The sequence below is a fragment of the Sphingobacterium allocomposti genome (assembly GCF_008124885.1).
Classification (GTDB): domain Bacteria; phylum Bacteroidota; class Bacteroidia; order Sphingobacteriales; family Sphingobacteriaceae; genus Sphingobacterium; species Sphingobacterium allocomposti.
Window position 1 is genome coordinate 23,914 of record NZ_VNHX01000017.1, and the last position, 12,465, is coordinate 36,378.

Annotated in this window: 10 protein-coding genes; 7 read left to right on the forward strand and 3 right to left on the reverse strand. The window is 44.0% G+C overall.

The features are described from left to right. The first annotated feature begins 67 nt into the window (after positions 1-67). From BC792_RS18615 to BC792_RS12515, 7 genes are all read left to right on the forward strand, one after another. Positions 68-298, forward strand: a complete 231-nt coding sequence (locus tag BC792_RS18615; RefSeq protein ID WP_246155041.1) for a WG repeat-containing protein — start codon at positions 68-70, stop codon at positions 296-298. A gap of 83 nt (positions 299-381) precedes the next feature. After that, entirely contained in the window at positions 382-1,158 is a 777-nt protein-coding gene (locus tag BC792_RS12495) for a WG repeat-containing protein (RefSeq protein ID WP_148909353.1), read from the forward strand. Between the two features lie 218 nt (positions 1,159-1,376). Beyond that, entirely contained in the window at positions 1,377-1,844 is a 468-nt protein-coding gene (locus tag BC792_RS12500) for a hypothetical protein (protein ID WP_148909354.1), read from the forward strand. 42 nt (positions 1,845-1,886) lie between these two features. Next, the gene (locus BC792_RS12505) at positions 1,887-2,711 is read left to right on the forward strand and encodes a hypothetical protein (protein WP_148909355.1); all 825 of its coding nucleotides are present in this window, start codon (positions 1,887-1,889) and stop codon (positions 2,709-2,711) included. Positions 2,712-3,146: 435 nt separating this feature from the next. Continuing rightward, positions 3,147-3,950 carry a hypothetical protein gene (locus BC792_RS12510; RefSeq protein ID WP_148909356.1) on the forward strand — a complete coding sequence of 268 codons (804 nt, stop codon included), beginning with the start codon at positions 3,147-3,149 and terminating at the stop codon, positions 3,948-3,950. A 580-nt stretch (positions 3,951-4,530) separates the two neighbouring features. After that, on the forward strand, positions 4,531-4,680 hold the full coding sequence (locus tag BC792_RS18375; protein ID WP_170250030.1) for a hypothetical protein: 150 nt from the start codon (positions 4,531-4,533) through the stop codon (positions 4,678-4,680). A 273-nt stretch (positions 4,681-4,953) separates the two neighbouring features. Then, positions 4,954-5,841, forward strand: coding sequence for a CorA family divalent cation transporter (locus tag BC792_RS12515; protein WP_148909357.1), 888 nt, complete (start codon positions 4,954-4,956; stop codon positions 5,839-5,841). A 148-nt stretch (positions 5,842-5,989) separates the two neighbouring features. On the opposite strand, the gene BC792_RS12520 is transcribed toward BC792_RS12515, so the two are convergent. From BC792_RS12520 to BC792_RS12530, 3 genes are all read right to left on the reverse strand, one after another. Further along, entirely contained in the window at positions 5,990-7,663 is a 1,674-nt protein-coding gene (locus tag BC792_RS12520; protein WP_148909358.1) for a RagB/SusD family nutrient uptake outer membrane protein, read from the reverse strand. A 5-nt stretch (positions 7,664-7,668) separates the two neighbouring features. Beyond that, positions 7,669-11,004, reverse strand: coding sequence for a TonB-dependent receptor (locus BC792_RS12525; RefSeq protein ID WP_246155042.1), 3,336 nt, complete (start codon positions 11,002-11,004; stop codon positions 7,669-7,671). Between the two features lie 203 nt (positions 11,005-11,207). Further along, positions 11,208-12,416 carry a FecR family protein gene (locus BC792_RS12530; RefSeq protein ID WP_148909360.1) on the reverse strand — a complete coding sequence of 403 codons (1,209 nt, stop codon included), beginning with the start codon at positions 12,414-12,416 and terminating at the stop codon, positions 11,208-11,210. Positions 12,417-12,465 lie beyond the last annotated feature (49 nt).

The following is a 12,465-nucleotide window of genomic DNA, read 5'->3' on the forward strand; positions in this document are numbered from 1 at the left end:
GGAGCTACTCCAAATAATTGGGAGACTACAGGATACAGTCATTATACAACGGAAAGTAAGATATGGGATGATTAACACTAAAGGCGACACCGTATTACAACCTATCTACGATAGGATTGATGATTTTAAGGATAGTATAGCATTGGTATACAAAGATGGCAGAGCTTTTTACATCGACCGTCAAGGCAATGAGGTGGCATATGACCCGAAAAAACATCCGAACCAAAAACCGTTGGATCCGCATATCAGCAAACGGATAAAATACATTGATAGTTGGGAAAGCCTATTGAAGGATTGAGATTCAATTTCGTCATATCCGGAAACTGTATCAGTTATATTGCGTAACAATATACTTTGTAAGAACAAATTAAATAGAACGCCATGTTATTCAGATTTATATTATTGTTGGGTACTTTACTCTTTCTTAGCTGTTCCCAACCGAAGCATTTTTCCTCTGAGTATTATTTGTATCTTAAAGTAGATACTTCTGACAAATCAGAAAAATACGGATATGCAGATTCAAAGGGAAAAATAGTCATTCCGTTTGGCAAATATCCCAGAGTTTTTACCGACACCATCAAAACGATCGGCTTCGTCGCTGTAAGACATCAAGGCTTGTCGCAGGTTAAAGGTTACTATGCTATCAACAGAAATGACGAAATACTGTTTCAGGTTTATCCTTTTGACAATGGTGTAGATATAGTGGAGGAGGGATTGTTCAGAATCGTGGACGAACAAGGGCTAATCGGATTTGCCAATATGGATGGTGAGATAGTGATTCAGCCGAGATATGCATATGTCGACAGGTTTATGGATGGATTGGCCTCTTTCTGTGCAGGCTGTCCTCAGAGGACCTATATCAACGACAAGGAAGAAACCGCTCGGAAAAAGGGAGATGAATATCAGTGGGAAGGCAATGAGATTATCATCAACCGCAAACAGGCATATGGATATATAAACCGCAGTGGAGACACGGTATTACAAGCTGTCTATGATCGTGCCGGCCCTTTTGTGGATGGCACCGCTGTCGTTTTCAAAGACGGATCGGCTTATTGTATTGATAAGAAAGGCAACCAGGTTACTCCTGACATTCAAAAACATCCTTCGTTCAACCCTAATTGGATTCGAGCGTATGATCGAGTAAAATATATAGATTGACACAAAAAACACAATTAGGATGGTATGGAAAAGAGGATCGTAAATAAAAGACAAATACATTTAAAAGAGGCGAAGCGCCAGCTGGTACACCGGATTTTACCCTGGAACTGTGAAATATTATAAACTAAAGTAACTATGTTCAAAACATTTGTAAGCAGATTCCTCCATTTTATAAAAAAACCGAATAAGTTTATTTCTCACAATAACTATGTATATCAATGCCGGAAATCCAAGAACGTCATCTCTACAGTACGGTGATATTTACAGATTCAATTGTATATAGATTTGCAAAGGACAATTTTTTTCTGGCCGATACACAACAAAAGACTTTGGGATGGCCGGCATCATATAGGGGAGAAATAAAAGATCTGGAGAATCATATTCGCTTAAGGTATGAAAAAGAAAAAGACACGAAAGAAAAGACAGATTCTATTTATGTGTTCAAGTGCATGGTGCTACGTAATGACAGCTTGGCCGATATTGAGCAAATTGTTGGTAAACCATCATTATTGTCGGATATCATTACTCAAGAGTTTCGAAAAAACAGCAGATCATGGCAAGCGGCGGTATTGGAAACTTCTGGATTGAGACACGATACATTTATCCGTGTATTGGCACGTTTAAACGATGATGGCAGTGTAACTATCAAAACACCTATGGGACTTCATACTTTTGCAGGATATTAAAAAAATAAAATAATAGGGCAAAAAAATAGTTTCTTTGATTCTATGAGACAAATATTTTTGATTTTTTTATTGCTATGGATATCTGGTAATGCATCAGCTCAACCTAAAACCGAATTAATATCCGTTCAGGATAAAGGGAGAATTAGCGTTGTCGTTCCAAATACTTGTCCAGTTTTTCTTGGTGAAAATATAAAATATATTGGTTTTTATTATCGCAATAGTAAACTGACTGATATTGTTTTTAATTTTGAGAAACCGATACAGGATTTGAATTTTGACCCGGATACTAATACCGTGGCTCTCAACAGAGGTTTTGATTTAACCATCAAAGGAGACGTTATGCTGATGTACAATCAATTTCCTGATTTGGTCATTCCTCAAATGCCGAGAGCAATGAATCAAACATACCTTGGTGCCCAAGACACTACAATGAAGTTCAGTATGTACAGAATAGATATGCATCGAGATAGCACAATTTATACCTACTTTAGAGGAACGGAAATAGGACATGGTTTCAGTTCTGGGCTACCTGCCAAGTTTAATGGCGATTTTCAAGGATTTAGAGATGGCTTGAAAAAATCTACAAAAAGAATAGAACCTATTAAAGACTTAGACTCTGCACTGGTGTATGAGACGGTGGTATCAAAAAAAGGAGAACTGGATGATATAAAACTTATCATTGGACGCTCTTCAAAATTTTCCAAATTAGTAGAGGAGAGTTTAAAAAAGGCAAGGTGGGTGCCAGCCTTTCAAAGCTCAACGGGAGCACTGATGAGGGTGAAAATGAGAATCTATGTAGAATTATGTCAAGATGGAGAAATTGTCGTGAAATTGCCAAATAAGCTATACAACCATACAGGTGACTGATATTGTCATTAGCTTGTCTTTTATGTTGTAAGAATCTAGATGTTAGGATGGAATGACGTTTGTTGGGGCAGTTCAATTCGTAAGTGGCGTTATCTACCTCGGCATACCGAATATCTTCTTCTTTGGCCACGTGATTCGTAAAACGCAAATCAGATTTATGAAAACCTTCTAATTATGTGGATGTTCAAAGGAAGAATCCAGTATGGTAGTAATCTACGGTGGCACTACATATACGTCAGATATTGCCCATGCTGGAATTATCAATGCCGATGGTACTTACAGTGCTAAAGGTGGTGGGGGCGATTTCTATATTAGAACTGGAATGTCTGAGGCTGAGTTTTATAAACCCTACCCTCCGGACTCTGGCGGAAAACAATTGGATTATACACCTACTAACCCTGGTCAAATCGTATAGTATAAAAGATCGTAGTCATTATGAAGCAATATATCATAGGAATAATTTTTCTTTGTTCGTTGAACATACTTCAAGGGCAACATAAAGAAGATAATGGGAATACTGATTTAAAACATCGGTTATTAGTAACTCTTCCTTCCAAGAACTACTTTAACAACAAATATGTGGAAAGAATTGCTTTCGCAATAGACGGCGATACTATTTCTTCCGTTTCTATACAACCTATAGCAGATACATCTTATCTAAAAGTGACCTTTTTGGAAGGAGCCTTTAAACAGAAATTCTTTTTCTTTGACTTTGGGTTTATAGCGGATAGGATTATTTTTAAACAAAAATATCCGCACATGCAGTTGTCGGCTTTTCCAGGTGTTAGAATTGTATACACTAACATGTCCGAACAAAGCAACAAAAAATCTTATTTCGGAGTTCCAGCAAAATATCTGGGAGATTTGAAAGAGATAGAAACTCGAATTAGTAGAGATGTTATGTCTACAAACTTGAAAACCTCCATTGATTCCGTCCTCATCTATGAAGCCATTGTCTCCTACTCTCCTCTTGGTTTTAGTAATACACAACCTGCAAAATTTGAATTGCAACGCTTACTTTACGGGCAGACTTCAGTTTTTTCTGATATAGCCGAAAAAAACCTGCGGGCAAACGAAACAAATTTTTATAAAGATGGCAAACCGAAGTGGAGTCCTGCGATACAGGGTAGCAGCGGGAGGCCTATGGAGACTAAAATCAAAGTGTATGTGCGTTTAAATACAGATGGGAGTGTGACCCTCAAACTTCCAAGAATGTTAGGTAATTTCACCGGTGATTGATTTTAAAACTTAGTCCCTTCCTGCCCGAAGGGTTGGCTCAAGATGGGCAGGCGCTCGTCTGCGAGCACCTGCATTTTATGAAACAACGCTATTCTGCTTCCACCCGTTTTCACTAAAACGAAAAGAACATGGTACCACAACTGATACATCAAATTGTCGGCAGGAACCGTCTAGACTTGCGCAGATTTGCCTAAAGTCCTCGTAGGCTTTTGGAGAACCGCGCCTTTGATATTGGAACGATGACATGCTGAAGGAGTATCGCAGAGCATTATCCCTTTTCCTTGCCGGCATTACTAAAAAATTAGAATTAGCAAAAGAAAGTTAAAAGAGTCAAGCTGGCTATCAGCTTTTCAAAGCTCAACAGAAGCACTGATGAGGGTAAAAAGAGGATCTACGTAGAACATCATTATGTTTTTATATTATCTCTATCGTTAGCCTGCGCTTCAAACAATGCACGGGACACGATCAACGAACAGAAAATAACGCCCGCGCTGGATGAGGTGTTCAACGGGACAACAAAGGCCGGCATTTCGAATTGGTGGAAAGCCAATAATAGATAAACATACTAGCCAACTAAGCCATGAGAAGAAAGAACCAAGGAATCGTTCCGAAAGACGGCACGGAGAAAGTTACCGATATTATCGAACGCATGCCCAACACATTGCCGAACGTATCATTCTGTCTGTTTTATTGTCACGTTGATCTTGTTCTTCGGCATGTCGTGAAGTAGTCCAGATAGTGAATGCTTGTGGGTTTGTTACAGCAAAAGCAGCTTTACCACTATTACGCTCAAAACTAATACGGTCCGAATCTTTCAACGAGATCGGGAAGCCGCCGCTTTAAAGTGCCCTGCATAATATCGGGGAGTTTTTAAATCGCTTATCTACTATTAACATAAAATGGCTAACTTGCTTATGAAAACCGGGAGCATTGTATATCGATTTGCAATGCCCTATCAACAGGAATCTTCTAATTTCGCCCTAGTTGGCAACAGTTGTAGACGATGGAAAATCAGTACCAGCGGACAGTTACGTTCGAAAATTATGAGTGGACCGACATATGCAAGCCGGACAAGACCGAGCTTGAAAAAATAGCAGCCTTATACCAGTTGGATTATTTCCAGATCCGCGACAGCGTACAGCCCGGCCACCTGCCCAAAATCGAAAAGCAGGACAATTATACATTTATCGTTTTAAGAGCTTTCACTGCCGATTTAACGATGGGGGCAACGACAGTTCCCGAGCTTTCCAACAAAATAGCGTTCTTTTTTAACAATAAGAAGCTTATCACAATACATGCCACGCCATTCGATTTCCTGGAGCTGGGCAACAAAAAATTTAAGCATGCGGAGGAGCTCCTGCTCCATATCATCTACAAAATGGTAGACACCTATCAGGAACCGTTCGATGAACTGGATAAAAAAATAGGAGATTTTGAGAAAACGATCTTTCTTAAAGACTATTCCAAGGTTTCGGTAGAGAACCTTTACTTTCTGAAAGCACAGGCCAGAATCACGAAGAAGCTTCTTCAGTTTTTTCAGAATGTCATCAACCAGATGGAAGTAAAACCGCAACAGAAAACGGCCCTGCAGAATATAAAAGATCATCTGCTTAGCATGATTCTGAACTACGACGAAGTTCTGGAGGATGCCAATAACCTGCTCAATTCGTACCATTCTGTCAACGCCCAGAAAAACAACGACGTGATGAAACTGCTTACGATCTTTTCGGCCTTCTTCCTTCCGTTGACGTTTATCGCCGGTATATATGGCATGAACTTCGAAAATATGCCGGAACTCGAGTGGCATTGGGGTTATTTTCTCACCTTGGCCCTGATGCTGCTGGTGTCCGTGATCATCTTTATCTGGTTTAAACGGAAAAAAATCATATAACCACATTTCCGCCAAATAATAAGTTTGACCTTAAGGCGAACGGCTAAGCCAGGAGACGCAAAAACAATGAAATATATAAGAAGTACGTGCATAAAAACGTATTCGCCGTAGAGGCCTACTCAGGCCATCTTACGGCGAATACGGCTTATTACCAGCCTGGGTTCTGTCCTAGGGCAGGATTCCTTTCGCGTTGGACCTCCGGTACAGGCCAAAGATAGTTCTTAGGATCCTCAAATGCTCTATTCCATTGCACCGAAAGGTACCCGTCAGGACTTTTCCGATAAGTCGCTGAACTAAGCTGAGGGAACCAGGATGCTTTCACGCCTTCAATGTCGCGTCCCAGTCTTTCTCCTTCTTTCCAACGTCTCACGTCAAAATATCGATGTCCCTCAAGCGCCAATTCTATCCTCCGCTCCCGACGGATTTCCGTCCTGACATCCATACCGTGCTGCGCAAGGAAATTAAGATCCATACGCTTCATGCCCACACGATCTCTCAGAAGATTGATGGAGATATCCAGATCGGCCTGCGTCAGTTTGTTCTGTTCTAGACGCGCTTCGGCGTAGTTCAGGAGCACTTCTGCATAACGGATATGATGAATATCATTGTCGTCGCGGTTATAGTTGGGCACAGCCGTGGGCTCGACATACTTTTTATAGTAATATCCGGTTGTCGTCACTGATCCCCGGCCGTCCTGACTGAATTTAGGCACCATAAAAATGGAAGGGTCTGGATTTTCGTTAGTCGGCCGTCCATCATAGCGTCCCCCCCATGTATCTCCCGGAACTAAAATGGTCTGTGTCATGCGGGGATCTCTGTTCTTAAAGACGTCTTCATAGCTTTGATCACTGTATAGGGGCGATTTATCTATAGGTAGCCCATCCGAACAGAGGTACGACTCTACGAGGGAGCGCGTGGGAACAAATCGGGCAAACTGGTCGGGTACCTGTATTTCCCGACTAAGGTTATGCATGATAACATCTGTCAGATGCAGACGGGCGAAGATGGTTTCTTTGTTTCGGCCTCCCGCCAACTTTCCAGCCCGCGTAAAAAGCTCCCAATAGGAAGTACTGGGATCCCCGTTACTATATAGTTCGTATACCCCGAGATCCATAACCGCTTTAGCCGCGGCTTCGGCGACCTCGTAGCGCCCATAAGCCAGGGCGATACGCGACTTTAATGCCAAGGCGGTACCCTTGCTCACCCTTCCGAGGTTCTCGCCGGAGGGAATGGCTGCAGGCAACACTTCTGCGGCTTCATCCAACTCCTTCAACAGAAAATCCACCACCTCGCTTTGCGGATCCCGACCCGCATACACCTCGGGGTCGTCCGGATTGAGCGTCTTCGTGATTAAGGGTATATCCCCATAAAAAGATGTTAAGAAGCTATACCCCAGGGCCCGTATTACACGCACTTCGGCAGCCAGTCTTTCTTTCGCCCCGGGCTGATCTTCCTGAGCTTTTCCATAATTTTCCAAAAACGCGTTGCATTCCCGGATGTCGCGGTACATGTTTCTCCATTCGTCATTGACGGTTGGCTGTGTCGTCGGAAATACGCCCGACCCAATATCTTTATATTGGTTGGTACTCGGCCACATCGTATTTTCGCCCAGGTTTTCCATATCGACGAAATTTTTAGCCTTTACCCGTGAATAGATCGCAGTTACGGCCATTTCCAATTGTTCCTGCGTCTGCCAATAGGTTTCATCACTAATCTGATCTTGCGGAAACCTATCCAAAAAGTCGCTGCACGACGAGAAAATCAAGGCACCTAAAAGCACACTTGCATACAGCTTATTTTTATGCTTATATCGAAATTTCATTACAATCACTTTAAATTTAAGTTCAAACCAACAACAAAAGTCTTTACCTGCGGATAGTATCCCCCGGAGTTTCCAGACGGCACCTCTGGATCATACCCATAGAAGAAATCCGTCTTTGTAAACAGGTTATCTGCAGAGGCGTAGATTCTTAACCGATCGATGTGCAATCCCCGTGTCCATGTAGGCGAAAATGTATAGCCGACCTGAATATTTTTCAGTCTCAGGTAGGAAGCATCTTCGATCCATTTAGAAGACATTCTGGTGTTGTGCGTTCTCATGTAGACAAAACGGGGGTACGATGCGTCGGTATTTTCGGGCGTCCACCGGTCTAAATGTACTTCTTGCGGCATGGCACTATTGTTAATAAACGGGTGTCTGGCGTTTCCGGCCAAAAAGCCGTCAGCTTTGCCTACGCCTTGTAAAAAGAAGCTAAAATCTATTCTTTTATAAGAGAAATCTCCACGGAATCCGTACGTGTATCGAGGGATATCACTGCCTAGAATATGACGGTCTGCCCCTACGGTGATTTCTGTAGCATTCGGATCAGTAGGAACGTAAATCAAATCGCCCGGGGCCACCAGGTCGCCGCGTTGGAATGGGAATTTGGGCACATATTCGCCATTCACAATGTCGAAGTCACTTTCCTGCGCTATTCGATCGACTATAAAACCGTAGTACGCATCTAGGGGGTGCCCTTCAAGACGGACGCGATCTCCTAAGTTCATTGCGTGGTTTTCTAAACGTGTAATCTTGTTGCGCACATCAGAAAGATTGAAGTTGGCCCGGTAGCTGAAATCTCCGATATTGTCCTGCCAACCGAGAACCACCTCCCAGCCTTTGTTTTGTACAGATCCTAGGTTACGCGGCGGGTAGCCTGTTCCAACTCCTATGACATCCGGCAAGGGCGGATTAAGTAAGATATCATTGGTGTTGTTCACAAAATACTCCCCTGTAACATTTAATCGCCGTGACAGAAAGGATAGATCCACGCCTATATTCATCTTTTCAGACGATTCCCACGTTACCCCTTGGTTAGGAATAAAGGTTTGCCTAAAACCTACTCTTCCGACATTACCGATGGGATTGTTGCCGGTTACCTGCACGGGGCTCAGCAACGGTAGATAACCGAAATCCATCACCGAATTGGCACCTGTATCCCAGACTTTATCATTTCCTTGGGTTCCATACGAGAAGCGCAGTTTACCGAAGTTCCAGAACCCCTTAAGATTCTCGAAGAATTGCTCTTCACTGAACACCCAGCCCGCTGAGAATGATCCAAACCAGTCCCAACGTATATCCGGATGGAACCGCGATGACCCGTCCCGACGGAAGTTACCTTCCAGAAGATACTTGTCATTAAAGTCATAATTCACCCGTCCAAAAAACGACATTAAAGCATTCTGACGGCTTGCGCTACTATTAAGCTGGTTATCTGTTCCTATGGCCAACGAAGGGAGATATACCGGCAGGTGCGTACGCGACGCACCAAAGTCGCTACCGACATTTTCTTCCAAAGAGTAGCCTAGCAAGGCCTTGATGTGGTGCTTATCCTGAATAGTCGTGGTATAATTGGCTGTACCTATAAAAGTTTGGTAAGTACCCGAATAATGATCCATCTCTATCCGGTTGGGATTGTTTGTTTGATAAATCAATGCATTATCGTCGGGGCTATAGTAGTTGATCGTTTTCAGCAATGTCGTTCTTTTCGAATTGTATTTGACCAGCCCGTACTGTCCTTTTAAATCCAATCCCTTAGCCAACGTTAAAGTAGCCGCCACATTTGCCGTAATTTCCTGCGACGTAAAGCTGTTGGTTCCGCCGTCGGTTGCGATCGCAACGGGGTTGCTTTGCCCCCCATGATAACCCCAGCTACCATTCGTAAAACGAACAGGTACCAATGGACGGATACTGGTTGCTGCCGACAAGGCTCCAGTGCCCGAAGCACTCCCGTCGTATGATCGGTCTACATAGCCCAGGTTGCCATCTACCTTGAGCCGGTCAAGTATTTGCGTGTTCAGGCGTAGACGGGCATTGTGCCGGTGTGCCTTAAAGTTGTCGCCGACAACCAGTCCGCCTTCGTTTAAGTAGCCGTACGACGCGTAATACTGTGTCTTGTCGTTTCCTCCGTTTAAACTCAGGTTATGGTTTTGCTGCGGAGCACTTTTCCGGTACACTTCTTCAATCCAATCGGTATTCGCAAAATAATTGGGGTCGCTCCCGTTTCGGGCAATCTCAATCTGTTCGTCGGTATAAGTTGGGTTTTGTCCAGCGTTGACATTAGCCTCATTTTGTAGCATCATGTAGTCGGCCGAGCCTAAAAACTTCGGCAACGCCGTAGGCGTCTGGAATCCGACGTAGCTATTAAGGCTAACATTCGTTTGGCCCGATTTTCCTGTTTTTGTCGTGACCATGATGACGCCGTTGGCTCCACGCACACCGTAGATAGAGGACGAAGCCGCATCCTTTAAAACGGAAATGCTTTCTATATCATCTGGATTCAGAATATTTAAGTTTCCGCCTGGAATACCGTCTATTACGATTAGCGGATTTGCGTCGCCCCACGTCCCTACGCCCCGGATCCGAATCTGCGGCGCACGGTTTCCGGGAGCCGTATTGCCCGTGCTACGTACGGTCAACCCCGGCAGTTGCCCCTGTAGTCCCTGCCCGATATTGGCAATAGGCCTATTTTCCAATTCCTTACCGGAAATAGCGCTGACGGCGCCCGTAAGATTGGCCTTCCTTTGCGTGCCATAGCCCACGACGACAACTTCTTCTATATCGTCGGTTTTAGCTTGTAATACGACGTTTAGATTAGGCTGCCCGTTGACATCAATCTCTTTACTCACATAGCCAAGATGCTCAAAGACGAGCTTGGCGACAGGTCGGTCGAGCGCCAGGCTGAAGACACCCTCTGTGTTGGTAATCGTGCGTTTTTCGGGCGCTCCCTTCACGGAAACCGTTACCGCCTCGATGGCCTGCCCCGACTCGTCGCGTACCGTGCCCCTCACAGAGACTTGAAGAGGCTTCAACGGTGCTGCTATAGACGTATTACTCCGGCGGACAACGATGTATCCGTCAAAAATCTTGTAGTCGAGACCTTGTTTGCGTAAGACAAGATCCAGCCCCTCCTCGAGAGGAGCGTCGTTCAGGTAGGCATCTTTAACATAGATGTCCCCGATTTCGGACTTATCATATACGAACCGATAGGGTATCTGACGTTCAATTTTCTTCATTAAAGTCGTTAATTCGGCGATTGGCTCATGAAGTGAGAACCGTTGTCCGTAGGTAGATGCACTTACGGTGGTAAGTGACAGTAGAAGAATGGCTACCGTGAATTTCATAATTCCTAGTAATCGATAAAGTTTATTTCGTTTTCCTCCATAAACTTTTAAATCAAAATGCATAATTTTAAACTGATTTTAGTTCGTTAAATGATTGATGAATCTACAATGTTTGAATGAACAGATCGCATTTGTCAGGGAGTGTTCCCGCACTTCCTGACTTTACAGTCTGTCTTCTCCGTTTTTTTCTAGACAGTTTTATATCATAGGCTCTTCCTCCCGTTTTTAATTATTAGTTTATTGTTGGAAAATTCACAGGTTAACCCCAGGTAAGCAAGCATGTCTATCATCTTTGACAGCTTGACGTCCCGCGAGATTGTACCGTTGATCTCGTTACGGCGTTTATTCCCTATAATCTCGACATCGATGTTATACCATCGCGACAACTGATCCGCTACTGTTTGAATATCAGCATCCTCAAAGAAAAACAGTCCGTCTTTCCAGCCGATCAGATCCTTCAGATTTGTCTTCACCGACGTTTTTAACGATCCATCCCCTGCTATTGTAGTTAACTGATTAGGACGCATCTTTACAGTAGCTGCTCCTGTTCTCAGCCGTATACTCCCCTCAACCAGAGCCGCATAGCTCCGCCGCCTATCATATGTGTTTACATTGAACTTCGTGCCGAGCACGTCAATTTCGCCAAAGTTGCCTTTTACAATGAATGCCCGCCCACGGTCTCTGGCTACCTCGAAATAAATCTCGCCCGTCATATCGACAAGCCTTTCATCATCCGCCAGATTTGAAGAGAAAGTCAGGGAAGACGCTGCATTTAGCCACACCTTTGTGCCGTCCGGCAAAATGAAATTAATCTGTCCTCCGCGTGGGGTGCGCACCGTATGGCGGGTTGCGGGGTGTCCTTCGATATGTTGATACTTGATTTCCCCTGTATGAAGTCTGACAATCCGGAAATTGTTTCCCGAATCTATGGTGCCGACAAACTCCCTGTCTAAGGTCACCTCTTTTCCGTCCTCCGTAGCAAAGACAGCCCTTTCTTTTCCGGGGTCTACGTCTGCTACCTGGGCGATCTTACCTGGTGAAGGTAAATCGGGCTGTACTTTTGTTTCTCTTCTTAAAAAAAAGATTGCCGTGACGGAAATAATTACAAGGACGACGGCCGCAGACAGCGAAGCCTGTATGCCAAAGCGACGGGGACGCGATGGCGGTATATGATCTGCCGTGCTTCCTTCCAGAACGCGGCTCAGCACCGCTTCCCTTTCCTCTTCGGAAAACGGATGTTGCAACCCTTCGTCCTCGACGGTTTCCAACCATATATTGTTAAAAATATCCTCCTGTTCCTCGGTAGACATCCGGGATAACAGGTCGTGTAATCTCCTGCCTTCCTCAGCGGACAGCTGGCCATCGATCTGCTTTTTCAGCAGGAGAATAAGTTGTTCTTTTTCGTCTTGCATTCTGATATAGCAACGTTGCTTTATATACAAGACACGTTATGGAAAAAAA